General features: G+C 40.7%; 1 protein-coding gene. It reads left to right on the top strand.

From position 1 onward, the window contains the following. Positions 1-90: 90 nt before the first annotated feature. Positions 91-295 (top strand): sodium:solute symporter family transporter (locus tag BOQ62_RS01175; RefSeq protein ID WP_410494160.1); only part of this gene is annotated, 205 nt, incomplete at its 3' end.

The raw sequence follows: 295 nt of genomic DNA, 5'->3' as shown, positions 1-295 counted from the left end.
TAGCCAGCAGACTTTCCGTTTTATTGGTCGCAGTAATTGCCGGGCTTTTATCGCTGGATCCTAAAGACAGTATTCTTAATCTGGTAGGAAATGCGTGGGACTATTTCTTCTCAGTTATTGGTAACTTCAAGTTCATTAACGGAAGATATTTATAAAGCTTTCCTAAATAAAAAAGCAACTCCAAAGCAACTTCTGGTAGCCAGCAGACTTTCCGTTTTATTGGTCGCAGTAATTGCCGGGCTTTTATCGCTGGATCCTAAAGACAGTATTCTTAATCTGGTAGGAAATGCGTGGG

This window comes from Chryseobacterium sp. CH21 (genome assembly GCF_004119445.1).
Classification (GTDB): Bacteria; Bacteroidota; Bacteroidia; order Flavobacteriales; family Weeksellaceae; genus Chryseobacterium.
This window is presented reverse-complemented; position numbering and strand designations above follow the sequence as displayed.